The following is a 22,329-nucleotide window of genomic DNA, read 5'->3' as shown; positions in this document are numbered from 1 at the left end:
CTTCCCGACGGGGTGGCCATGGTGCACACCCCTTCGGCGTTCTACCTGGTCGGCGACGCTGCGTCAATGCCCGGAAGATCATCGTGAAGCGACCGCAACGCCTGTGTCACCCGGGGCCAGGCGGCCGCCTCCGGGTCGATCAGCCCGAAATGCTCGCATTCAGGCAGCTCAATCAAGGTGGAAGTGCCGCCGGCAGCCCGGTCGGCGGCCACCCAGGATCGGCTGATCGAGGTGGGAACCTGAAGATCCTGCTCGCCATGCACGACTACGGTCCGTGTTCGCATGGGTACGAAATTCGACGGATCCGCGTCCGCGTACCGGTCCGGCACGTCCTCCGGGGAGCCGCCGAGCAGCGCGGCCACCGCCCCGCCGTCCAGGTCCAGCCGGTACGCCTGCGCGAGGTCGGCCACCGGGGCCAGCGCGACCACCCCGGCGACCGTCTCCGGGGCGCGCGCGGCCACGTACAGGGCCAGGTGCCCGCCCGCGGAATGGCCGATCAGGATCGGCGGTACGGGCGCCACCCGGCCGGGCAGCGCGGCGGCGGCCAGACCGGGCAGGGCGGCGACCCCGGTGCGGACGTCGGTGAGGGTGTGCGGCCAGCCGCCGCCGGGCTGGCCGGTCCGGCGGTACTCGATCTGCGCGACCGGGTGGCCGAGCGCGGCCAGCGCCGCCGCCATCGGGCCGGTGTGGGCCCTGTCGTACTCGGCCCGCCAGAAACCGCCGTGCACCACGACCACGAGCGGCCGGGCCGGCCCGTCGCCGGCGGGCCGGCGCAGGTCGGCGAGCTGGTCCGGGTGGTCGCCGTAGGCGACTGTGGCGTCCGGCGGCGGAGACGGGCGGGTCAGCACCTCGCGTGGGTCGGAGAGCATGCGGCGACGGTAGCTCCCTCCGGTCCGGCCGCGTGCACATGGTCGGCGTGGGTAAAGATGGGTGCCATGACCGAAGCGCATTCCGGACGGGACGACGAGCAGGGCAACGATGGCATCCCCGGCACCGTGGTGGTGGTCGGGCCGGACGGCCGCCCGGTCGGCACGGTGCAGACCGACGAGGAGGGCAAGGGCGAGGACCCGACCCGCCTGGTCGAGCAGCCGGCCAAGGTGATGCGGATCGGCAGCATGATCAAGCAGCTGCTGGAGGAGGTGAAGGCGGCGCCGCTGGACGACGCCAGCCGGAACCGGATGCGGGAGATCCACGAGCGCTCGATCGTCGAGCTGAAGGAGGGTCTCGCGCCCGAGCTGCGCGAGGAGCTGGAGCGGCTCTCGCTGCCGTTCACCGAGCGGCAGACGCCGAGCGAGGGCGAGCTGCGGATCGCGCACGCCCAGCTCGTGGGCTGGCTGGAGGGCCTGTTCCACGGCATCCAGGCCGCGCTGGTGGCCCAGCAGATGGCCGCCCGTGTCCAGCTGGAGCAGATGCGCTCGGGCCGTCAGGCGCTGCCCAGCGGCCCCGGCGGCGTGATCCCAGGCATGCCCGGGATGCCCGGCGCCGGCGAGGGCCACGCGCCCGGCCAGTACCTGTGACCCGTCGGCCGGGGCGCGTCACGCGCCCCGGCCGCTCAGTCCAGCTCGAAGACCTTCTCCAGGTACGCCGCCACGCCGTCCTCGGTGTTCGGCCCGGTGACCTCGTGCGCGATCTCCCGTACCGCCGGGTGGGCGTTGGCGACCGCCACCGCGCGTCCGGCCCAGGCCAGCATCGGCACGTCGTTGGGCATGTCGCCGAAGGCCAGCACGTCCCGCTCGCCGACGCCCAGCCGTTCCGCGTACCAGGCCAGGCCGGCCGCCTTCGTCACGCCGGCGGCCGAGATCTCGATCAGCCCGCTGTACGACGAGTGGGTCGCCTCGGCCAGCCCCTCCAGCGCGCCCGCCACCACCTGCACGAAGACGTCCGGGTCCTGCTCACCGGCGCGCGCCAGCAGCTTCACCGCGGGTGCGGCCAGCAGTTCCTCGGGCGACTCGACGGCCCGGATGGCGTCGAGGTCGGCGTCCCAGCGCAGCGGGTAGTGCGCCTCGTGCCGCATCTGCCGGCTGTCCACGATCTCCACCGCGAGACTGACCCCGGGCACCTCGGCCCGTAGTCGCCGGGCCACCTCGGCCAGCAGCTCCGGGGCGAGCGGGTCGGCCCGCAGCACCTGGTCGGTGACCGGGTCGTACACCACCGCGCCGTTCGCGCAGATCGCCGGCAGCGGCGCGGCGAGCTGCTCGTACACCATTTGCAGCCAGCGGATCGGACGGCCGGTGACCAGGACCACCGGCGTGCCGGCGGCGGCGATGCGGGCCAGCACGCCGGCGGTACGCGGGCTGAGCGTCCGGTCGTCGCGCAGCAGCGTGCCGTCGATGTCGGAGGCGACGAGCCGAGGTGGATCTTCCATCACCGGGACAGTAGTCGGTCCAGGTAGACGGCCACCCCGTCGTCGTCGTTGCGCAAGGTGATCTCGTCCGCCGCGGCGCGTACCTCCGGGTGGGCGTTCGCCACCGCCACCCGCGCCCACCCGGCCCAGTCGAACATCGGCAGGTCGTTCGGCTGGTCGCCGAAGACCAGCACGTCGGCCGGGTCGACGCCGAGCCGCTCGGCGATCACGCTCAGGCCGCTGGCCTTGTCGGTGCGGGGCGGGCAGATCTCGATGAAGCCGAGCCCGGCCTGGGTGAGCGTGGCCACCTCCGGCGGCACGATCGCCCGGGCGGCGGCCAGCAGCTCGTCCACGTGGTGGTCGGCGGTACGCGCGAACGCCTTGATCACGTCGCAGGACAGGCACTCCATCCGGCTGCGCGCCTCGAACCGGTCCGGGTAGGGCCAGCTCGGGTGGTAGTCGCCCCACAGCGGCGCGTCGTGCTCGTCCGACGCCTCGACCATCACGGTGAGCGGGCCGACCGCCGCCTCCAGGTCGGTGAGGATCCGGGCCAGCACCTCGCCGGGCAGCCGCTCGTCGCGCAGCACCAGCGGCCCGTCGGGGTCGCTCTGGTCCACCACCCGGCCGCCACCGGCCATCACCAGGAAGTCGGCGGCCCGGATGTCGTTACGGGTCAGCTCGGTCAGGCGCGGTCCGCGGCCGGTCGCGCCGACCACCGGAATCCCGGCGGACCGCACCCGGTCCAGCACCCGGTGGGTGTACGCGGAGACGGTCTCGTCGCTGCGGACGAGCGTGCCGTCGAGGTCGGTGGCGATCAGCTTGGGCAGTCCCGGGCGGGTCATGGTTCCTCCTTCGCCCGCGCCGTCACGCCGGCCGACCAGGTCTTCGGTGCCGCGACCACGGGACGGCGGGCAGCAACCGTATCTCGCGGAACGGGCGGCAACCACGGCTTTCCGGCGAATCGGAGGCGAAGCCGCGGTGGCCGACGTATGCGGCGTCAGCGGGACCGGTCGGGGTCCGCGAACGGCACCGTGGGCTGCACCGTCAGGTCCGCGGGGGCCGGCGGCAGGTCGTCCGTGGCGGCGCGTCCCCGCCAGGCGGGCCGGTCGTCCGGGTGGTCGTGGTCCGGTTCCTCGTCGGCGGGCGTGTCCCCGGCGCTCCGGCCGGCCAGGTGCAGCGCGGCGGCCAGCAGCGCCACGGCGAGGAACGCGGTGACCAGGCCGCGCCCGTGCTCCACGTCGAGGCGCTGGTCCCCGACGAAGAACAGGATGCGCCGGGCCAGCTGCTCGAGGGAGGCGGCGCTCGCGACCAGCACGCCGAGCACGCCCGCCGACAGGCCCAGCCCGGCGAGCGCGGCGTGCCGACGGACCGCCGGGGCGCCGCGCAGCGCCAGAGCCAGCGCCACGGACAGCCCGAGCAGGCCCACCAGGTACGCCACCCCGAACCCGCCGATCTCGGAGATGCCACTGGTCAGCCGGGTGGGCGCGTCGTCGTCCCGGGCCTCGGCCGGCACCGTGATGATCAGCCACTCGCCGATCAGCGAGGCGACAGCGGCCACCGTGGCGAGCCCGGCGAGCACTGTCGGCAGGCGGCGGTCCCGGCCCAGGGCGGCGAGCGAGCGTCCGGCCCGGCCGGGGGACTCCGGCTCGGCGTCACCCCACTCGACGACAGTGGTGTCGTCGTCCCGCACGGGGATTCGCTTCTCCTGGCGGGGGACGGGGAGATCCTGTGACATGGCCACCCTTCCCGTACGCGGGCCTGCGTCGAATCATGGCACAGCACACACCCGACGGCCCGGATCGTGGTCCACAGGTGCGGTGCGACGCGGCCCGCTTTCGCGTAGCGTCGTGCCATGCCTATCCGTACCGCATCCGCTCGCTGGCAGGGCAACCTCACCGAGGGGTCCGGCACCGTCCGCACCGGCAAGGGCGGCCTGTCCGGCAACTACTCCTTCAAGTCGCGCTTCGAGGAGGGCGAGGGCACCAACCCCGAGGAGCTGATCGGCGCCGCGCACGCCGGCTGCTTCTCGATGGCGCTGTCCAAGCAGCTCGCCGACGCCGGCGCCCAGGAAACGGCGGTGGAGACCACCGCCAAGGTGCACTTCGACAAGACCGACGCCGGCATGACAGTCACCCGGATCGACCTGGAGACCGTCGGTCAGGTTCCGGGCATCGACCAGGCCGAGTTCACCAAGCTGGCCGAGGCGGCCAAGGAGAACTGCCCGATCTCCCGGCTGCTGTCGCCGGGCGCGCAGATCACGCTGAACGCCCGCCTGGCCTGACCATCACGTACGGCACGGCGGGAGTGTCCTGCGGGCCGCCCTCGCCGTGTGACGTGCCGATTCTGGGGGAGTGACCGGGCCGCGTGGCCGTGGAGATGAGCCGGGACCGGTTCGAGGAACTGGTCGGCGAGGCACTCGACGAGGTGCCCGAGGAGCTGCTCGGGCTCATGAGCAACGTGGTCATCCTGGTCGAGGACGACCCGCCGCCGGGCGAGGACCTGCTCGGCCTGTACGAGGGGCACGCGCTCACCGATCGCGGCTGGGACTACTCCGGCGTGCTGCCCGACCGCATCCTGATCTACCGCAATCCGATCCTGGCGATCTGCGACACCGACGACGACGTCGTCGAGGAGGTCGCGGTGACCGTGGTGCACGAGATCGCCCACCATTTCGGCATCGACGACGAGCGTCTGCACGCCCTGGGCTGGGGCTGACCGGGTCCCCGCCCGGCTGATTCCGGCGGTTGCGCCGGTCCCCTAACCTCCGTGGTCAGGCACATTCTGACCCAGGAGGAAAACCCATGCGCAGCGCGCTGTTCTCCGCGGAGAACCTTGAGAAGGAGTCCCAGCAGCCGGGCATGCGGTTGCAGAACTCCAAGATGCTGAAGATCGAGCTGAACGGCGAGGCGATGGCCCGCGTCGGCTCGATGGTCGCCTACCAGGGCCAGGTGCAGTTCCAGGCCCTGGGCTCCGGCGGCATCGGCAAGTTCATCAAGCAGCGCCTCACCGGTGAGGGCGTGCCGCTGATGAAGGTCTCCGGGCGCGGCGACGTGTTCCTCGCCGACTTCGCCAAGGACGTGCACGTCATCGACCTGGAGCCGGGCGACGCGCTGTCCATCAACGGCTCCAGCGTGCTGGCCTTCGACTCGACCCTGCAGTACGACATCAAGATGGTCGGCGGCGCCGGTTTCGCGTCCTCCTCCGGCCTGTTCAACTGCGTGTTCACCGGGCACGGCCGGATCGCCATCACCACCAAGGGCACCCCGGTGGTGCTCAACGTGGACGCGCCGACGTACGTGGACCCGCAGGCGGCGGTCTGCTGGTCGGCGAACCTCCAGACCGGCTACCACCGCGCCGAGCAGCTCGGCCTCGGCACGCTGCTCGGCCGCAGCACCGGTGAGGCGTTCACGATGAGCTTCGCCGGTCAGGGTTTCGTCGTCGTCCAGCCCTCGGAGGAGCCTCCGGTGGCCGGCAGCGGCACCCAGCAGCAGGGCGGCGTGCTCGGCGGCCTGCTGCAGTGACCCTCCGGTGCCCGGGGCGCCCGCCGTGGTCGCCCCGGGCCGGTCAGCTCAGCTCGCCGGACCGCAGCCGGGCCACCCAGGCCGCCGCGTCGGCGTAGTCGAGGTCGGAGGGCCCGGTGGGCACCGCCGCCGACCGGTCACCCGCCGCCGCGTTCCAGCGGTGCCGGGGGTACGACCCCAGGAACCGCACGTCGGCGCAGACCCGGCGCAGCCCCTGCAACGCCTCGCCGAGGCGTACGTCGGCGACGTGCCCGGCACAGTCCAGGAAGAACACGTACCGGCCGAGCGCCTCACCGGTGGGGCGGGACTCGATGCGGGTCATGTTCACGCCCCGCACCGCCAGTTCCATGAGCACCGCCAGCAGCGCGCCCACCCGGTCGTGCGCGATGTAGACGGCCAGCGAGGTGAGGTCGTCACCGGTCGGCGGCGGAGGCGGCCCGGGGCGGGACACCAGCGCGAAGCGGGTCACCGCGTCCGGATGGTCGGCGATCTTGTCGGCGAGGACCGCCAGCCGGTGCCGGGTCGCGCCGATCGGGGCGCAGATGGCGGCGTCGTACTCGCCGCTCGCCGCGCCGGCCGCCGCGGCGCCGTTGGAGAGCACGTCGACAACTGTGGCGTCGGGCAGGTGCTCGCGCAGCCAGCCCCGGCACTGGGTGGACGCCTGCGGGTGGGCGGCCACGCCGCGCACGTCGGCGAGCGTGGTGCCGGGCCGGGCGGCGAGCACGAACTCCACCGGCAGGACGACCTCGCGGGTGATCACCAACGGGTCGCCCTCGGCCAGCTCGTCGAGCGTCACGCCGACGGCGCCGCCGATGGAGTTCTCCAGCGGCACCAGGGCCGCGTCCGCGTCGCCGGCGCGTACCGCGTCGAGCGCCTCGCCGACGCTGCGCGCCGGTGTGCGCTCCCCGCGTTCGGCGGCGGGCACCGTTCGCAGGGCCTGTTCGGCGAAGGTGCCCTCGGGGCCCAGGTAGACGAAGCGGGTCGGCGGTGTTCCCGGCATGCCGACCAGCCTACGCACCCGGCGTGCCGTCGCAGGCCAGGGTACGGATGCCGGGCGGCGCGAGGGTCCGCACCTCGACGCCGCACACGTCCGTCCCGGCCGTCACCAGCGTCGGCGTGCCGCTGCCGCCCCGGGTGACGACCTGCAGCTCCTCGTGTCCGGTGACCGCCAGCACGGTGTACTGCCACCCTTCGGCGCAGAGCGGACCGGTGGCCACTGTGACCCGGACGTCGCGGGGCAGCACTCCGGCGGACCCGCGCAGCAGCGCGACGATCCGGTCGCCGGACGGCCGGCCCCGGCACGGCGTCGCCGTCACCGGCGTGGACGGGGAGAGCACGGGCGCGGACGGTGTGACAGGTGCCACCGTCGTGGCGCTCGGGGTGGGCGTGGCGGACGTCGACGGGACCGGCGCGGGCGTGGCGACGGCGGGCGGCGTGCGCAGCTCGGGCGGCGCGCCGCAGGCGGCGAGGGCGAGCACCGCCAGCAGCGCCAGTGGGCGGTGCCGGCGACCGGGGTGGGGGGTGCGGAGCACGGTGGGCGTCCTCGGCATCGAGGGATGTCGTCGTACGGCGGGGCCGAGCCCATCGTAGGAGGAGGCCGGGCCCGGGTGGAAGCGTGCCGGTCAGACCGCGGAGAGGAAGGTGAGCGAGCCGGCCACCACGCCGTCGGTGAGCACCGGGGTGGAGATCGCGTCGACCGTGCGGCCGGCGTCGGAGTTGGGGCCCTGCACGCGGAGCAGACCCCGGGCGAGTCGCCCGGAGTGCAGCGCGAGCAGCGGCGGGATCTTGTCGGTCTCCTGCTCGGTCAGCTCGCTCGGGCTGGCCGTGAAGTCCACCAGGCGCAGGCCGCCCTCCAGCAGCGGCAGGCCGATCACGTCCCCCGGCGCGCCCAGGCAGAGCAGCGCGCAGCCGGACGAGGAGATCGCCACGACCGTGGTGCCGGCGTCGATCAGCAGGCACGGCTCGGCGGCTCGGGAGACCATGCCGGACCACTGCCCGAAGTTGTCGGACTCCTGCTCGGTGGAGCCCGCCGGGGGCGCGAACACGTCCGAGAGTGAGAGTTCGACGTGGGCCACCGCGCCTCCTATGTACACCGACGGTCTGTCCACGCTAGCCGGTCGGTGCGGCGGGAGCATCGGCTGCCGGGCGGCCGGCGACGACGCGGACCGACGGAACCAGTCGGGGGCGGAGCCGGGGGCCGCGTGGCGTCGCCGGAGACGTTACCGGCGGGCGGCCCGCTTGTCAGCGGCCGTTCGGCCCTCGTCGTACCACCGGTAGTCGGCGGTTGGACGGTACGTGCCGTTGAACCACGTCGACGGCGCCTGGGCCACGCGGGACAGCTTCTCGGCGGTGGCCGGGCTGATCCGGTTCCCGCCGGCCACGAGCAGGCGGTCCAGCTCCCGGTGGGTGGCCATGAGGCAGTCCTTCGGCAGCCCGTAGACGCTGATCACGCCGGAGCCGACGAACGTCAGCACCGGCGTGACCGGGATCGGCAGGCCGACCGCGTCGGAGAGGGCCTTGCTGGCCCGCTTGGCGTCCCGGCGCGCCTCCGCCACGTACGGCGGGCGCTTGCCGTTGATCTGCACGACGTCACCGGCGACGAGCACGCGCGCGCGGCCGTGGTCGGCGATGGTGACCGCGAACAGGCCGCTCGGGCCGATGGCCAGGAACCCGGCCCGGTCGTCGCGGACGCGGTCGAGCAGCATGTCGGCCGGGTCCGTCCGGGGCCACTCGATGACGTGCCAGGCGGGCCCGAGGTGGTCGAGCTGGCCGAGGGCGCGGGCCCCGGCGGCTTCCAACCGGCGGGCCCCCCGCTCCGCCCGGCGACGCCGGGCCCACTCCAGTGGAGTCGGTCGGGCCGGTTCGAGCACCGACGTGGGCTCGACCCGGGTGTGCGGCACCGTGCGGGGCGGCAGTGCCCTGCTCGGTACGGCTCGACGAGCGGGAAAGACAGTCATCGCGACCTCCGGCAAAAGGTCTCTCGAAGTTATGTCTCCACTACCCTACGTTGCGCCCCCGGGGGCTCGGCAAGCCGGGGCGCCGGAGTGAGTGTGGATGAATGCCATATTCATCCACGCTTCTTTTCCGAATGGTGCGCAAGCCTGCCCTAGGCTGCGGGGGTGACCCACTATGTGGACAGCGAAGTCGCCCGGCTCGGGACGGTGTTGCTGCACCGCCCGGGACCGGAACTCGCCCGCCTCACCCCACGCAACAACGACTCGTTGCTGTTCGACGCCATCCCGTGGGTGGGACGGGCGCAGGAGGAGCACGACGCGTTCGCGGCGGCGCTGCGGTCCCGCGGGGTCGAGGTGCTCTACCTGGCCGACCTGCTGGCCGAGACGCTCGCCGTGCCGGACGCCCGGGCCGAGTTGACCGAGCAGGTGCTGCGGTCCCGCCGGCTCGGCCACACCCTGCGGCGCCGGGTCGCCGACCACCTGGCGTACCTGGACCCGGCCGGGCTGGCCGACGTGCTGATCGCCGGCCTCGCCCACGAGGAGCTGCGCATCGGCGGCGACCGACCCGGCGGTCTCGTGTGGACCCTGATGGACCGGCACGACTTCGTCATCGATCCGCTGCCGAACCTGCTGTTCACCCGCGACTCGTCGGTGTGGATCGGGGACCGGGTCGGTGTCACCAGCCTGGCCATGCCGGCGCGGCGGCGGGAGACCACGCTCACCGACGCGATCTACCGCTACCACCCCCGGTTCGTCGGCACCGAGTTCGTCTACCACCCGCGGCTGGAGCATCTGGAGGGCGGCGACGTGCTGCTGCTCGCCCCGGGGGTGCTCGCCGTCGGCGTCGGCGAACGCACCACCCCGGCCGGCGCGGAGCGGCTGGCCCGGCAGGTGTTCGCCGCCGGCCTGGCGCACACCATCCTGGTGGTCCCGATCGCGCAGGAGCGTGCCACCATGCACCTGGACACGGTCTGCACGATGGTCGACACCGACGCCGTGCTGATGTACCCGAACATCGCCAACGAGCTGTCCGCGTACACGGTGATCGTCGGCGCGGACGGCGACGACCTGCGGGTCGACGGCCCGGCGCCGTTCCTGCGCGCCGCCGCCGACGCGATGGACCTCGATCAGCTCCGGGTGATCGACACCGGCCTCGACCCGGTCACCGCCGAACGCGAGCAGTGGGACGACGGCAACAACACGCTCGCGCTCGCGCCCCGGCTCTGCGTCGGGTACGAGCGCAACGTGGAGACCAACGCGCAACTGGAACGGGCCGGCATCGAGGTGATCGCGATCGCCGGATCGGAGCTGGGCTCCGGGCGCGGCGGCCCGCGCTGCATGTCCTGCCCGCTGGTGCGGGAGAAGGGCGGGGCCGCCTGACCGGAACGTCAGCGCAGCGTCAGCTGGCGGCCGAGCAGCCCCTGCCGCGACCGGCGGCCGGCCGCGTCCAGCGGCGCCTGCTCGGCGACCGCCTCGGCGTAACGCTTGGCGAACTCCGCCAGCGGCGCCTCCCACTCGGCGGCCGGGGTGTCCTCCGGCAGGTCCCAGACCGGCGCGAGACGGCCGTGCGCCCGGAACATGCCGGCGAACTTCGTGTCGTCGCCGAGCGTCAGCGCGCCGGCCGCGCCGAGCCGGGACAGCGCGTCCAGCGCGGCGTCCTCGTCCTCCGGCAGGACCATCCGCACGTGGGCCTTCTCCGGCACCTGGCACCAGTACGCGGCCCGCGCGGCGGCCAGCTTCACGGTCGGGTAGATGGCCGAGTTGGCCCGCTCCAGGGACGCCTGCACGTTCGGGTCGTCGGCGGCGCCCGGGTCGAGCCAGAAGTCGAACCCGTCGTGCATGGTGATCTCCAGCGGGCCGTCCACCAGGATGTCCTGGAGGCGGGGGCCGGGCCCGGGCAGCGGCGGCACGCTCACCTGGCCGCCCGGCTCGGTGCGCAGCGCGGAGATCAGCGCGTCGGCCAGGTCCCGGGAGACGTCGCCGGACTGCTGGTGCCGCTGCAGACCGACGAAGACGCGCCCGTCCGGCTTGGTCATCGCCGGGGCGGCCATCGGCAGCACGGTGGTCGGCGTGACCGGGCGGTCGCCGTACTCCTCGATCAGTTCCGGGGTGAGCCGCAGCGGCGCGGACGCGGCCGGGACCAGCTCACGCAGGGCGATCCACTCCGGCTCGTCGACCAGGCCCTCGAACGGCCGGGGCACGAAGACGTCGCGCACCTTCTCCCGCTTGGGGGTGCTCTCGCCGACCCGCTGGTTCTTCCGACGCTTGCTCATGGCGAGACAGCCTAGATGCCGGGCCGCGCGGGTGGGGGCAGGACCCGCCTGCCCGTGCGTTCAGCCGGCCGCGACCAGGCCCGGCCGGTGCGCCGGGGCCGGATCGAACCGTGCCCAGACACTCTGGCCCAGGCCGTCGCGCTCCACGCCCCAGCCGCTGGCGAGCCCGGCGACGATGTGCAGGCCCCGCCCGTCCGCCGCGTCCGGCGAGGCGGCCCGCATGCACGGGCCGGCGCCGGAACCACCGTCGGTGACCCGGAGCTGGATGCTCGGCCCCTCCTCGGTGACCCGCAGCCGCCAGGCCACCCGGACCACGCCGCCGGGCAGCGCGTCGGCGTGCCGGACCGCGTTGCCGACCAGTTCGGCGAGGACCGCGACCAGGTCGGCCAGCAGAATCGGGGGTACGACGCCGGTCAGCTCGTCGGCGAGCCGGTGCCGGGCCAGACGCGCGCCGGTCGGGTCGTGGGGCACCACCACACACCACGACCGTTCGGGCGGACCAGTCGACACGTCGTTCCTTCCCCGTCTGCGAGCGCCGGGTCAACCCCGCGGCAGCCGCACCTCTGCGACCGTACCGCCACCGGCTCTGGGCCGGAGGGATACCCATCCATTCTGCTGTTCAACGATCTGGCGGACGAGATAGAGACCGAGTCCCGCGCCCGGATACCGCCGGCGGTCACCGGACTCGCCCTGCCAGAACCGGTCGAAGGCCCGCTCCACGTGTTCCGGGCGGATGCCGATGCCCCGGTCGGCCACCCGGAACGAGACGGTCCGCTCGTTCGCCTCGGCGGTGACCTCGATCGGGGTGTCCGGCAGTGAGTACTTCCCGGCGTTCGTGCCCAGCTCGGTGAGCACTGTGGCGAGGCTGTGCCGGTCGCCGAGCGCCTTGGGCAGGTCGGCCGGCAGGTCGAGCACGACCCGGTGCCGGATGTCGGCCGGCAGGTCCGTCGCCGCCGCGCGCAGCGCGTCGACCAGGTCGAACGGCGCGGCCGGTTCCCCGCCGGGACGGTTCTCGGTGGCGGCGGTCAGCAGCCTGTCGACCAGGCGGGCCAGCTCGTTCGCGCGCTGGCCGATGATCCGCGCGGCCTGCCGGCGGTCGTCGTCGCTCAGCGAGTCCCAGTGGTCGGTGAGGGTGTCCGCGTACCCCTTGATCACGGTGACCGGGGTCCGCAGCTCGTGGCTGGTCACCGCCACGAAGAGATCGCGGTCGTGGTCGCGCCGCTGCTGGTCGGTGACGTCGCGGAAGGTGACCACGCGCAGCGCGTTCGGGCCGGGCAGCTCGCCGGAGGTGATCCGCAGCCAGCGCCCGTCCGGCATCCGGTGGTCGAGCACCTGGCCCGGCGGCGGCAGCGGGAACGGCAGCGGGCGGCTCAGCGCCTCCTCCGCCGGACGGCCGGTCACCTGGACCGCCGCCGGGTTCCAGAGCCGGATCCGCCCGTCGCGGTCCACCACGGCCAGCCCGTCGGCGAGCGCCGCCACCACCGGGCCGTCCCCGTGCACCGGCAGGCCCGTCTGGTCGCCGTACATGTGCGCGACGCACGCGGCCACGTAGCCGATCACGGCGCGTTGCGCGGCATCCGGCGGCTCGCCCAGCGGGTAGAGCGCGTGCAGGCTGCCGACGGTGAGACCGCCGATCTCGGCACGCGCCACGATCATCCGGCTGAGCCCCCGGCCGGCCACCTCGTCGGCGAGCGCGCCCGGGATCGCGTCGACCCGGACCTCCCGCACCGGCGGCCCGGCGAGCAGGCAGACGGTGGCCGGGTCGGTGGCGGGCCGCGGTCGGCCGAGCACGAACTCGGCGCGGCCGGTCGCCGCGATCACCCGTCCGCCGGCCGGGGTGAACTCCACGAAGACCAGACCGGCCGCGCCCACCGCCGGTCCGACCTCGTGGAGCAGGCGGTTGAGCACTGCGGGACCGGACTCGCCCGCGTTGATCATGTTGATCACAGTCGTGTGGCCGGCGATGAGGGCGGGGTAGTCGGTTCGCTCCGGCATGTCCCGAGTGTGCCGCGCGGCAGCCCTCCCGGACACCCCCGGCCGGTCGACCGTGGCCGATACCGATCGACCGGACTCACCGGCCCAACCGGGCCAGCGCACGGGCCGGCCGGTCCGTGATCACCCCGTCCACGCCGGCTTCCAGCACGAGTTCCAGATCCTCCGGCTCGTTGACGGTCCACACGTACACCGAGTGGCCGGCCGCGCGCAGCGAGGGAACCAGGCGCGGGCGGGCCCGGACCAGGTCCACGCCGGGACCGGCGATCCGGGCGCCGAACGGCAGCCGGCCCAGCGGCAGCAGCCGCGGCAGCACCTCCAGCAGCAGCACCGTGGGCAGCGCCGGGGCGAGTTCCCGCATCCGGCGTACGGCCAGCGGCGAGAACGACATCACAGTCACCTGGACCCGGTGGCCCGGGCGGGGCTCGTCCAGCCCGTACCGGCGCAGCAGCGTGACCAGGCGGCGCTCGACCTCGCCCCGGTAACGCGAGGGGTGCTTGGTCTCGATCAGCAGCCGGACCGGCCGCCCGGCGTCGAGCACCGCGTCGAGCAGCCGCTCCAGCGTGAGCAGCCGGGTGTGCGACTCGTCCAGCGGCTCGTCGTCCTCGGCGAGCGTCGCGGCCCGGTGCCAGGAGCCGAAGTCGAGCGCGTCCAGTTCGGCGAGCGTACGCGCGCTGACCAGCCCGTGCCCGTTGCTGGTGCGGTCCAGCCGGCGGTCGTGCACGCAGACCAGGTGCCCGTCACGGGTCAGCCGGACGTCGCACTCCAGCCCGTCCGCGCCCTCCTCGATGGCACGGAGGTAGGCCGCGAGCGTGTGCTCCGGCAGGTCGTACGAGGCGCCGCGGTGGGCGAAGACCAGGGGGACGGTCATGACCGCCTCAGGCGACCAGCCCCGGCTGCCCGTCGTCGGTGACCACCGGGCGGCCGGCGGCGGCCCAGTCGCCCATCCCGCCCTCGACGTTGCGCACCTGGTCCCAGCCGTTACGCAGCAGATAGCCGACGACCTGGGCGGAGCGGCCGCCGGAGCGGCAGATCACCGCCACGTCGCGGTCCTGCGGGATCTCGGCCAGCCGGGCGGGCAGCTCGGTCATCGGCAGGTGACGGGCGGCCGGCGCGTGGCCGGCGGCCCACTCGTCGTCCTCGCGGACGTCGAGCAGGTAGACGTCGTCGGGCACGGCCGACGCGGGGACGCTTGGTAGTGAGGCTCCGAACACGGTCACCAAGCCTAGCCGCCCGGACCGCTCACAGCCGGTTGACCCAGCGCGGATTCGCGCCGGCCCACTGCGGCATCCGGGTGTCGCGCAGCGCGGTGAACAGACCGCCGCCGCCGTTGTCCAGCACCACGTACGAGACGCCGTCGATGGTCTGCGGGTACGAGGGCACCTGGACGCCGCGCAGGGCGTCCGCCGGTAGCCCACGCAACGCGAACAGCAGCTCGTCCAGGGGTACGCCGTTGGTGTCCACGGTCAGCGCTCCGCCGGCCGCGCGCAGCACCCGGTCGAGCTTCACCGGATCGGTGCGCAGGTGGGTCTCGCCCGCCCGGTCGAGCACCGCCCGGAGCATCTGCTGCTGGTGGCGCTGCCGGTCGTAGTCGCCGCCGGGCAGGTCGTAGCGCTGGCGGACGTAGTCGAGCGTCCGGGCGCCGTCCATCTGCTGGCAGCCGGCGTCGAACTGGTGCTTCGTGTGGATCGAGCGCACCGGCGTGTCCACGCACATCCGGATGCCGCCGAGTTCGTCGATCACCTGTTTGAAACCGGAGAAGTCGACGAGCGCGGCGCCGTCGAAGCGGATGCCGGTGAGCCGGGCCAGCGTGGTGCTGAGCAGCCGTGCGCCGCCCTCGCCCCCGCCGCCGTGCTCGTACGCGGCGTTGACCTTGTCCTGGCCGCCGGGGAAGCCGGGCGCCGCCGGGAGCGCCACCAGCAGGTCGCGCGGCACGGAGATCAGGTACGCCTGCCGCATGCCGGCCGGCACATGCACGATCAGGATGCTGTCGGAGCGCTGGTCCTCGGGGTTCGCGCCGGGCCGGTGGTCGGAGCCGATGAGGAGGTAGTTGAGCGCGCCGTCCAGGTCTGTCCGCTTGTTCCGGGCGGCCGGGTCGAGCAGTTGCTCCTTGGCCACAGTGCGGTCGTAGCGGTGGGTGAGCCAGTTCAGCCCGGCCACGCCGAGCGCGGCGAGCAGGACCAGGACGAGTCCGGTGCCGAGCAGGAACCGGGCCCAGCGGGCGGGTGCGCCCCGCCCGCGTCGGTTCCGTGCTGGCCTGGACGTGACGATCCCCCCGTAGCCGCGACATGAGACCCGCTCACGTCAGGCTACGGGGGGATCGGCCGACCGATGGCGCTTTCGCGCAGGTCAGCGGGTCATTTACGGGTGGAGAGGACGTCCGGGTTGCTCACCACGAAGTCGGCCAGCTTGTCGTTCTTGACCGCCTGGAACATGTCCATGGTCGTCTCGTTGAACGTCTCCCGGCCGTTGCTGTTGCCGGCGAACGTGCCGCCGTTGGTCCGCAGGGTGACCAGGTCGTTCCCGTTGAGGTTCTTGAGCGTGAAGATGAAGTCCGCGATCGGCACGCCGCCGGTGTCCAGGACGAACGCCTTGCCGGCGGCCTTCATCAGCGAGTTCAGCTTGATCGGGTTGGTCAGCATGCCGCCCTCGGTGGCCTTCTTGGCCATCGCCTTGATCAGCTGCTGCTGGTTCTGCTGCCGGTCGTAGTCGCTGTTCGGCAGGCCGTAGCGCTGGCGGGAGTAGTCGAGCGCCTCCCAGCCCTGCATCTCCCGGCAGCCCTTCTTGTGCACCACTGCCTTGTACGGCTTGCCGGTCTTCTTCGCGTCGGCGTTCCACATCGGCTTGCCGTCGACGTACGACATGTGGTGCGACTTGACCTCGTGGCTCACGCAGATGCGTACCGAGCCGAGCGCGTCGATCACGCTCTTGAAGCCGCCGAAGTTGATGATCGCGGCGCCGTCGAAACCGATCCCGGTCATCGACTTGATCGTCTTGGCCATCAGCTGGGCGCCGCCCTCCCAGCCGCCGCCGTTCTGGGCGCCGTGGAAGAAGGCCGCGTTGATCTTGTCGGTGCCGCCCTTGTAGCCGCTCTTCTCGAACGCCGGGATACGCGCCTCGGTGTCCCGGGGGATCGAGATCAGGTACGCCTGGTCGTGGCTGGCCGGGATGTGCAGGATGATGATCGTGTCCGACCGGACGTCGTCGGCGGCCCAGCGCTCGCGGGCGTCCACACCGAGCAGCAGCATGTCGATCGGGCCCTCGAGGCTGTTGCCGCCCTCGGCCTCGCTCTTGCCCGCGCCGCCGAGCAGGTTGCGCTGGGCGATGTTGTCGGTGGCCTGGCCGATGACCGCCTTGCTGCCGACGATGGCGACGCCGCTGGTCACCATCAGCACGGCGCCGAGCACCAGCGTGAGCTTCGCCCAGAGCGGGTCCTTGCGCTTGGTGCGCTTCTTCTTGCCACCACCGGGACCGCGACCGCCGGAACCGGGCTGTGTGGGGATGACCGGAGGGACCCGCCCGGATGATCCGGGTGCCGGTGACTGCGGGCGACGGCTGGTCTGGACCGACATGCGTGCTCCAGCTCGGTGATCGGGGGCGGGACCACTTTACGTATCTGTTCCCGTATTCGCGACCTCGTAGGCTCGCAATTCCCGTCAATACCGGCCTACATCCTCGGGTTGTGGCCGAACGGGCAGGGGTAAGGAGCCGGTCGGCGGTTGGCCTCCGTGGTGGTGAGGTCCTAGCGCTCGTTCCCGGTCATGTCGTGCCGGCGTCAGCCGCCCGTGTCGTCGCCCGAACCCTTCTGGTTGGCCTGCATCCACTCGGCCATCCGGTCCGCGGCGATGGCCTTGTACATCGCCAGCGCCTTCTCCCGGTCGGAGACCACCACCGACTGGCCGTCGATGGTCTGGCCACCCAGGTGCGGGCTGGTGACGAACGTCAGGTTCTCGCCCCGCAGGCTGCGGAACTGCACTGCCATGTCGGTCAACGAGAATCCCTGGTCGACCGTGACGGCGGCGGTCACCGCCTTGAGGAAGTCGTTCAGCTTCTTCGGGTTCGTGAGCGTCCCGGTGCTCGCCGCCTTGTCCATCAGCGCCTTCAGGAACTCCTGCTGGTGCCGCATCCGGGCGAAGTCGCCGTCCGGGAACTGCTTGCGCTGCCGGACCCAGTCCAGCGCCTCGGCGCCGTTCATGTGGTTCACGCCCTTGGTGAACGTCCGGTACGGCTTGTGGATCGACGTGATGGTCCGCTCCACCTTCAGGTCGACCCCGCCCAGGGCGTCGGTGACCTCCTTGAAGCCGCCGAAGTCGATGGCCATCACGTGGTCGATCCGTACGTCGGTGAAGCACTCCACGGTCTTCACCGCGAGCGGCAGGCCGCCGAACGCGAACGCCGCGTTGATCTTGTTGCGGGAGCCGGAGTCGCAGGACGCGCCCGCGCTCTCCGGGATCGGCACGTACAGGTCACGCGGCACCGAGACCAGGTAGGCCCGCTTGTGGTCGGCCGGGATGTGCATGACGATCAGGGTGTCCGCGCGCCACTTGCCGGAGCCGTCGACCGGAGCGTCCGGATCCCGCGAGTCGCTGCCCACGAGCAGGATGTTGAACGCGCCGTCGACCTGCTTGGCCGGGCGCCCGCCGGTGATCCCGGCGAACGGGTCCGTGCGGGCCAGGTCGTCGTCGAGGTTGCGGGCGTAGAACCAGGCGCCGAGGCCGCCGAGCAGCGCCAGCACCAGCACCGCGACGCCGGCCACCAGGCCGATGCGTCCCCAGCGCGGTCGCGGGCCGCGCCGGCCCGGGCCGCCCGGACCGCCGTCGCCCGGGCCGCCGGGTCCGGTCGGTCCCACCGGACCGCCGGTACGCCCCGAGCGGGGCGCCTCGTCGCGCGGGGGATACCAGCGGGCATCCGAGGTGCGGGCGCGCCCGGCGGCGCCCCGGCCGGAGCCGGGAACCGGAGCGCGGCCCGCGTCCCGGTTCAGGGGGTGCGGGAAGGGAGCGCCGGCAGACGAGGTCGCTGACATGTAACCGAGGGTAGGTCGGCCGGGCCACCGACGCCCCCGGACGCGCGCCGATGTCAGCCGCGTCCCGGGCGGTTCAGTACCCGAGCCGCCCGCGGAAGTACTCGATCGTGCGCCGGAGTCCGTCTTCGGGAGTGACGCTCGGCTCATATCCGAGCAGTTCGCGGGCGAGGGTCAGGTCCGGTCGGCGCATCTCCGGGTCATCGGAGGCGCGAGTGATGTAGCTCACCTCGGACGTGCTTCCGGTGAGTGACACGATCGTCTCGGCCAGTTGCCGCATCGACATCTCGTGCTCGGTGCCGCAGTTGATCGGACCGGTCTGCGTCGAGTCGAGCAGCAGCAGGATGCCGCGCACCAGGTCGTCGACGTAGCAGATCGAGCGGGTCTGGTTGCCGGTGCCGTGCACGGTGATCGGCTCGCCGCGCAGCGCCTGGGAGATGAACGTCGGGATGGCCCGGCCGTCGTCCGGGCGCATCCGCGGGCCGTACGTGTTGAAGATCCGCACGATCGCAGTGTCGGTGCCCCGGCTGCGGTGGTAGGCCATGGTGGCCGCCTCGGAGAAGCGCTTCGCCTCGTCGTAGACGCTCCGGATGCCGATCGGGTTGACGTTGCCCCAGTACGTCTCCCGCTGCGGGTGCTCCTTCGGGTCGCCGTACGCCTCGGAGGTGGAGGCCATCAGGAACCGCGCGCCGTCGTCGGTGGCCCGCTCCAGCAGCGCCAGCGTGGCCACCGAGCCCACCCGGAGGATCTCCACCGGCAGCTTCTCGAAGTCGGTGGGACTGGCCGGGGACGCCATGTGCAGGATCGCGTCGAACCGCTCGGCCATCGCCGGGTGGTGCGGCAGGCCGTCGGAGATGTCCGCCTCGACCAGCGTGAAGGTCGGCTTGTCCAGCAGGTGGGCCACGTTCTCCTTGGACCCGGTGACGAAGTTGTCCAGCACCACTACCGTGCAGCCGCGCTCGACGAGCCGGTCGACCAGGTGGGACGGGACGAAACCGGCGCCGCCGGTGACCAGGATGCGGTGTCCGCTACCGAAGCGGGGAGCGACCTTCATGGCGGTCAGCCTATACACGCGAGGCGGGGCCCCCGCGTACGGCAGGGGCCCCGCTCGACGTGCCGATCAGTGCGCGCCGGCTCCGGTGAGCGAGCGCACCTCCAGCTCCGCGTACTTCTCCTCGTCGCTCTCCTTGGACAGGATCGTGCCGAGCCAGCCGCACAGGAAGCCGAACGGGATCGAGATGATGCCCGGGTTCGACAGCGGGAACCACTGCCAGTCGTGGTCGGGGAACATCGCCGTCGGCGCGCCGGAGACGACTGGCGAGAAGAAGACGAGCAGCACGGCGGAGAGCAGGCCGCCGTAGATCGCCCAGACCGCGCCCGAGGTGTTGAACCGCTTCCAGAACAGGCTGTAGAGGATCGCCGGCAGGTTGCCCGAGGCGGCCACCGCGAACGCCAGCGCGACCAGGAACGCCACGTTCAGGTTCTGCGCGAAGATGGACAGGACGATCGAGACCGCGCCGATCACCAGCGCGGAGATCCGGGCGACGTTCACCTCCTGCCGCTCCGACGCCTCACCCTTCTTCACCACGTTGGCGTAGAAGTCGTGCGCCAGGCTGGACGACGACGCCAACGTCAACCCGGCGACCACGGCGAGGATCGTGGCGAACGCGACCGCCGCGATGATCGCCAGCAGTGTCGCCCCGCCCAGGTTCCCGCCGAGGAAGTCCACGCCGAGCGCCTCGGCCAGCTGTGGCGCGGCCGTGTTGCCGGCCTTGTCCTGCTCGGTGATCGCCTGCCCGCCGACGATCGCCGCCGCGCCGAAGCCGAGGGCCAGGGTGAGCAGGTAGAACGCACCGATGATGCCGATCGCCCAGAGCACGCTCTTGCGGGCCGCCCGCGCGGTCGGCACGGTGTAGAAGCGGATCAGGATGTGCGGCAGGCCGGCCGTGCCGAGGACCAGCGCGATGCCCAGCGAGAGCAGGTCCATCTTGCTGTAGAACGTCTTCAGCGCGTCGCCGGGTGTCTCCACGCCGTAGCGCAGCCCGGGTTCGAGGAACGCCGCTCCCTTGCCCGAGGCGCTGGCCGCGTCGCCGAGCAGCGAGGACAGGTTGAACTTGTACTTGGCGAGCACCAGCAGCGTCATCACCAGCGCGCCGCCCATGAGCAGGAACGCCTTGACGATCTGCACGTACGTCGTGCCCTTCATGCCGCCGACCGTCACGTAGATGATCATCAGGGCGCCGACCATGATGATCGTGGCGACCTTGGCGGTGTCGGCGTCCATGCCGAGGAAGGTGGTGCCCGGCTTGATGCCGAGCAGCAGCGCGACGAGCGCGCCGGCGCCGACCATCTGGGCCAGCAGGTAGAAGATCGACACGGTGATGGTGGAGACCGCCGCCGCGGTCCGGACCGGCCGCTGCCGCATCCGGAACGCCAGCACGTCCGCCATCGTGTACCGGCCGGAGTTGCGCAGCAGTTCCGCCACCAGCAGCAACGCCACCAGCCAGGCGACCAGGAAGCCGATCGAGTAGAGGAAGCCGTCGTAGCCGTAGAGCGCGATGATGCCGGCGATGCCCAGGAAGGACGCCGCCGACATGTAGTCGCCGCCGATCGCCATGCCGTTCTGGAAACCGGAGAACGACCGGCCGCCGGCGTAGAAGTCGGTGGCGGTCTTGGTCTGCCGGCTGGCCCAGACGGTGATCGCCAGCGTGATCGCCACGAAGACCAGGAACAGCGTGATGGTGAGGTTCCGGGCGGTGGTGCTGCCCGCCTCAGCCGCGAGGACCGTGTTCATGGGTCACCTCCCCGATCTCGTCGCGGATCCGGTCGGCGACCGGATCGATCCGGCGGTTGGCGAACCGGGAGTAGAGCCAGGCGATGACGAACGTGGAGACGAACTGGAGCAGGCCGAAGACCAGGGCGACGTTGATGTTGCCGATCAGCTTCGTGCCCATGAATCCCCGCGCGTACGCGGAGAGGATGACGTAGAGCGCGTACCACAGGAAGAACGCGACGGTCATCGGGAAGATGAAGCCGCGCAGCGCGCGCCGCAACCCGGCGAACTCGTCGGACCGCTGGACGGCGAGGTACCGTTCCGCCGCCGACTCGGCGGGCGCGGACGCGGGTGTGTCCGTGGACATCTGTGGATCACCACCTTCGCAGGCGTGGGGGGAGTTTCGCGCACGGTAGAGAGCGCGCTCCCCGCCCGGGAAGGCTCCACCGCCCGGCGGCGAACGGCTGCGCCGAACGGCGCTCCGGCTGCGCCGAGTGACCCACATCACTCCGCTAACCGGTCACCCGAACCCCGTCGATCATGAGGTTGGCGGCGACAAATCGGACGCGGAACGCGGCCAACTTCATGATCGTCGGAGTAGAGGGGTCAGCCGGGGAGGTCGTGGTAACGGCCCCGGTAGTGCAGCAACGGGGGGGTGTCCCGGGGCAGGTCCACCGATTCGATGGTGGCCTCGACCAGCAGGCCCCAGCCGTACTCGCGGGCGGTGTCGAGCCGGCACCCCGCCCACCCGCCGGCGTCCGCCGGCACCGGCCCGTACGGCGTCTCGGTCCAGGCGTCCAGCGCGAACAGGCCGCCGGGCGACGGGAACAGGCCGGCGAAGCGGTCGGCGAGCTGCCGGTGCTGCGGGCCCAGCGGGGCCACCGCGAACCGCCCCGCCTCCTCGATGGCCGCCCACAGGTCCGACTCCGCGTCGACCAGGCCGAGTAGCCGGTCCGGCTCGCCCTCGGCGACCAGCGTGGACGAGACAGTCAGCCCGGCCGGGCCGGGCGCGGTCCAGAGCGTCACCGGGGCCGCCAGCCGGCCGGACAGCCGCCGTGCCGGCGAGCGTTGCCCGGCCGGCGCCGCGAACGGGTCGGTGGAATGGATCTGCGCGCCCGGCTCTGGATTCACGTGAAACATTGTGCCGCCCGCTGCCGGGCGGGGTTCGACGCAACGCCATACCCTGCCGGGCATGAGTCTCATCCCCCCGCAGCAACTCGCCCAGGAACGGGTCGTCGCCGCCGACGCCGTCCTCGGCGGTCAGGTCGACCTGCGTGCCTATCCACACCGGCACCTGCTGGTCCGGGCGAACAACACCTGGGGCCGCCGGGCGTTCCAGCCGCTGATGGAAGCGGTCGAGCACCTGTCCAACTACGGCTGGGAGCTGGTCACCATGACGAGCGTCGGCGACGGCCACCACGTCTACGCGGCGATGCGCCGCACCGCGTAACC

Annotated in this window: 26 protein-coding genes; 6 read left to right on the top strand and 20 right to left on the bottom strand. The window is 72.5% G+C overall.

Translation table 11 applies throughout. The features are described 5' to 3' along the window. Positions 1 to 41: 41 nt before the first annotated feature. Positions 42 to 869, bottom strand: coding sequence for an alpha/beta hydrolase family protein (locus tag BAW75_RS29165; RefSeq protein WP_043327722.1), 828 nt, complete (start codon positions 867 to 869; stop codon positions 42 to 44). Between the two features lie 57 nt (positions 870 to 926). Here BAW75_RS29165 and BAW75_RS29160 point away from each other — a divergent pair, with 57 nt between their 5' ends. After that, positions 927 to 1,517: a bacterial proteasome activator family protein gene (locus BAW75_RS29160; RefSeq protein ID WP_043327723.1), complete on the top strand. Its 591-nt coding sequence runs from the start codon at positions 927 to 929 to the stop codon at positions 1,515 to 1,517. A gap of 35 nt (positions 1,518 to 1,552) precedes the next feature. On the opposite strand, the gene BAW75_RS29155 is transcribed toward BAW75_RS29160, so the two are convergent. The 3 genes from BAW75_RS29155 to BAW75_RS29145 all read right to left on the bottom strand — a co-directional run bounded on the left by BAW75_RS29155 (position 1,553) and on the right by BAW75_RS29145 (position 4,034). Continuing rightward, on the bottom strand, positions 1,553 to 2,365 hold the full coding sequence (locus BAW75_RS29155; protein ID WP_043327724.1) for an HAD family hydrolase: 813 nt from the start codon (positions 2,363 to 2,365) through the stop codon (positions 1,553 to 1,555). Beyond that, positions 2,365 to 3,186 carry an HAD family hydrolase gene (locus BAW75_RS29150; RefSeq protein WP_043327725.1) on the bottom strand — a complete coding sequence of 274 codons (822 nt, stop codon included), beginning with the start codon at positions 3,184 to 3,186 and terminating at the stop codon, positions 2,365 to 2,367. The genes BAW75_RS29155 and BAW75_RS29150 overlap by 1 nt, the downstream gene beginning before the upstream one ends. Positions 3,187 to 3,341: 155 nt before the next feature. Continuing rightward, positions 3,342 to 4,034 (bottom strand): hypothetical protein, encoded by a 693-nt coding sequence (locus tag BAW75_RS29145; protein ID WP_146074914.1) that lies wholly within the window; start codon positions 4,032 to 4,034, stop codon positions 3,342 to 3,344. 162 nt (positions 4,035 to 4,196) lie between these two features. Between BAW75_RS29145 and BAW75_RS29140 the strand changes: the two genes are divergently transcribed. From BAW75_RS29140 to BAW75_RS29130, 3 genes are all read left to right on the top strand, one after another. Further along, positions 4,197 to 4,625, top strand: a complete 429-nt coding sequence (locus tag BAW75_RS29140; protein WP_013289315.1) for an OsmC family protein — start codon at positions 4,197 to 4,199, stop codon at positions 4,623 to 4,625. A gap of 89 nt (positions 4,626 to 4,714) precedes the next feature. Beyond that, positions 4,715 to 5,059, top strand: a complete 345-nt coding sequence (locus BAW75_RS29135; RefSeq protein ID WP_176722904.1) for a metallopeptidase family protein — start codon at positions 4,715 to 4,717, stop codon at positions 5,057 to 5,059. 86 nt (positions 5,060 to 5,145) lie between these two features. After that, positions 5,146 to 5,865: an AIM24 family protein gene (locus BAW75_RS29130; RefSeq protein WP_043327727.1), complete on the top strand. Its 720-nt coding sequence runs from the start codon at positions 5,146 to 5,148 to the stop codon at positions 5,863 to 5,865. Between the two features lie 43 nt (positions 5,866 to 5,908). Here BAW75_RS29130 and pheA read toward each other — a convergent pair whose 3' ends face one another. The 4 genes from pheA to BAW75_RS29110 form a co-directional block, all read right to left on the bottom strand. Then, on the bottom strand, positions 5,909 to 6,865 hold the full coding sequence (pheA, locus tag BAW75_RS29125) for a prephenate dehydratase (RefSeq protein ID WP_104115647.1): 957 nt from the start codon (positions 6,863 to 6,865) through the stop codon (positions 5,909 to 5,911). 10 nt (positions 6,866 to 6,875) lie between these two features. Beyond that, positions 6,876 to 7,415, bottom strand: a complete 540-nt coding sequence (locus BAW75_RS29120) for a hypothetical protein (RefSeq protein WP_043327729.1) — start codon at positions 7,413 to 7,415, stop codon at positions 6,876 to 6,878. Between the two features lie 72 nt (positions 7,416 to 7,487). Then, a complete protein-coding gene (locus BAW75_RS29115) occupies positions 7,488 to 7,940 on the bottom strand; it encodes a hypothetical protein (protein WP_030499431.1) in 453 nt (150 codons plus the stop codon). A 144-nt stretch (positions 7,941 to 8,084) separates the two neighbouring features. Further along, positions 8,085 to 8,822 carry a hypothetical protein gene (locus BAW75_RS29110; RefSeq protein ID WP_043330823.1) on the bottom strand — a complete coding sequence of 246 codons (738 nt, stop codon included), beginning with the start codon at positions 8,820 to 8,822 and terminating at the stop codon, positions 8,085 to 8,087. 162 nt (positions 8,823 to 8,984) lie between these two features. Here BAW75_RS29110 and BAW75_RS29105 point away from each other — a divergent pair, with 162 nt between their 5' ends. Then, the gene (locus BAW75_RS29105; RefSeq protein WP_064448085.1) at positions 8,985 to 10,199 is read left to right on the top strand and encodes an arginine deiminase; all 1,215 of its coding nucleotides are present in this window, start codon (positions 8,985 to 8,987) and stop codon (positions 10,197 to 10,199) included. An 8-nt stretch (positions 10,200 to 10,207) separates the two neighbouring features. Here BAW75_RS29105 and BAW75_RS29100 read toward each other — a convergent pair whose 3' ends face one another. From BAW75_RS29100 to BAW75_RS29045, 12 genes are all read right to left on the bottom strand, one after another. Then, positions 10,208 to 11,092 carry a DUF5926 family protein gene (locus BAW75_RS29100; RefSeq protein WP_104115646.1) on the bottom strand — a complete coding sequence of 295 codons (885 nt, stop codon included), beginning with the start codon at positions 11,090 to 11,092 and terminating at the stop codon, positions 10,208 to 10,210. 60 nt (positions 11,093 to 11,152) lie between these two features. Then, the gene (locus BAW75_RS29095; RefSeq protein WP_176722903.1) at positions 11,153 to 11,569 is read right to left on the bottom strand and encodes an ATP-binding protein; all 417 of its coding nucleotides are present in this window, start codon (positions 11,567 to 11,569) and stop codon (positions 11,153 to 11,155) included. A 63-nt stretch (positions 11,570 to 11,632) separates the two neighbouring features. Continuing rightward, complete coding sequence (locus BAW75_RS29090; protein ID WP_104115645.1) at positions 11,633 to 13,087, bottom strand: ATP-binding protein; 1,455 nt, start codon at positions 13,085 to 13,087, stop codon at positions 11,633 to 11,635. A 76-nt stretch (positions 13,088 to 13,163) separates the two neighbouring features. Further along, positions 13,164 to 13,955 (bottom strand): glycerophosphodiester phosphodiesterase, encoded by a 792-nt coding sequence (locus tag BAW75_RS29085; protein ID WP_043327734.1) that lies wholly within the window; start codon positions 13,953 to 13,955, stop codon positions 13,164 to 13,166. A 7-nt stretch (positions 13,956 to 13,962) separates the two neighbouring features. Further along, positions 13,963 to 14,298 carry a rhodanese-like domain-containing protein gene (locus BAW75_RS29080; protein ID WP_104115659.1) on the bottom strand — a complete coding sequence of 112 codons (336 nt, stop codon included), beginning with the start codon at positions 14,296 to 14,298 and terminating at the stop codon, positions 13,963 to 13,965. A gap of 28 nt (positions 14,299 to 14,326) precedes the next feature. Further along, a complete protein-coding gene (locus BAW75_RS29075) occupies positions 14,327 to 15,244 on the bottom strand; it encodes an LCP family protein (RefSeq protein WP_244206307.1) in 918 nt (305 codons plus the stop codon). 197 nt (positions 15,245 to 15,441) lie between these two features. Then, positions 15,442 to 16,656, bottom strand: coding sequence for an LCP family protein (locus BAW75_RS29070; RefSeq protein WP_043327735.1), 1,215 nt, complete (start codon positions 16,654 to 16,656; stop codon positions 15,442 to 15,444). A 203-nt stretch (positions 16,657 to 16,859) separates the two neighbouring features. Next, positions 16,860 to 18,107 (bottom strand): LCP family protein, encoded by a 1,248-nt coding sequence (locus tag BAW75_RS29065; protein WP_104115644.1) that lies wholly within the window; start codon positions 18,105 to 18,107, stop codon positions 16,860 to 16,862. A gap of 73 nt (positions 18,108 to 18,180) precedes the next feature. Continuing rightward, entirely contained in the window at positions 18,181 to 19,158 is a 978-nt protein-coding gene (locus BAW75_RS29060; protein ID WP_104115643.1) for an NAD-dependent epimerase/dehydratase family protein, read from the bottom strand. Between the two features lie 66 nt (positions 19,159 to 19,224). Continuing rightward, the gene (locus tag BAW75_RS29055) at positions 19,225 to 20,898 is read right to left on the bottom strand and encodes a solute symporter family protein (protein ID WP_104115642.1); all 1,674 of its coding nucleotides are present in this window, start codon (positions 20,896 to 20,898) and stop codon (positions 19,225 to 19,227) included. Then, positions 20,876 to 21,244 (bottom strand): DUF485 domain-containing protein, encoded by a 369-nt coding sequence (locus BAW75_RS29050; protein WP_030499418.1) that lies wholly within the window; start codon positions 21,242 to 21,244, stop codon positions 20,876 to 20,878. The genes BAW75_RS29055 and BAW75_RS29050 overlap by 23 nt, the downstream gene beginning before the upstream one ends. 239 nt (positions 21,245 to 21,483) lie before the next feature. Continuing rightward, a complete protein-coding gene (locus BAW75_RS29045) occupies positions 21,484 to 22,080 on the bottom strand; it encodes a flavin reductase family protein (protein WP_338109332.1) in 597 nt (198 codons plus the stop codon). On the opposite strand from BAW75_RS29045, the gene BAW75_RS29040 reads away from it, so the two are divergent. Continuing rightward, on the top strand, positions 22,070 to 22,327 hold the full coding sequence (locus BAW75_RS29040; protein WP_043327741.1) for a hypothetical protein: 258 nt from the start codon (positions 22,070 to 22,072) through the stop codon (positions 22,325 to 22,327). The two genes, BAW75_RS29045 and BAW75_RS29040, sit on opposite strands and share 11 nt — an antisense overlap. The last annotated feature ends 2 nt before the right edge of the window (positions 22,328 to 22,329 follow it).

The organism is Micromonospora chalcea (genome assembly GCF_002926165.1).
Lineage (GTDB): Bacteria > Actinomycetota > Actinomycetes > Mycobacteriales > Micromonosporaceae > Micromonospora > Micromonospora chalcea.
Note: the sequence above shows the minus strand (reverse complement) of the source record. Positions and strands in the feature narration are given on the sequence as shown.